Source organism: Psychrobacter coccoides, from assembly GCF_017498085.1.
Taxonomy (GTDB): Bacteria; Pseudomonadota; Gammaproteobacteria; order Pseudomonadales; family Moraxellaceae; genus Psychrobacter; species Psychrobacter coccoides.
This window is the reverse complement of record NZ_JAGBKM010000078.1, coordinates 1-233: the sequence shown is the minus strand read 5'-3', so window position 1 is coordinate 233 and position 233 is coordinate 1. Positions and strand designations below refer to the sequence as shown.

Here is a 233-nt window from a genome sequence, read left to right as displayed (position 1 = left end):
CTGTGCAGATTCAGGTATTCACCCGCCCCTTTAGTGTAAGCGGCCAAGTCATAGGCTGAAAAGAATTTACCTGTGCGCTTAAGGTGTTTAAAACTTAGCTCATTGACGTAATTCCAGACAAAATTAACCGACCCAGCTAAGATATTGAGCTGCTTGGCGTGTTTGTCTTTGATGCGTAGTTTGAGCGTTTTCATGGATTAATTATGATCTCAATGCGTTTGGTTATCAAGGCA

Annotated in this window: 1 pseudogene; it reads right to left on the bottom strand. The window is 42.1% G+C overall.

Annotated elements, in window-relative coordinates:
- A pseudogene (locus J3492_RS13145) lies at nucleotides 1-194 on the bottom strand (RNA-guided endonuclease InsQ/TnpB family protein); the annotation flags it as partial.
- Nucleotides 195-233: the final 39 nt, after the last annotated feature.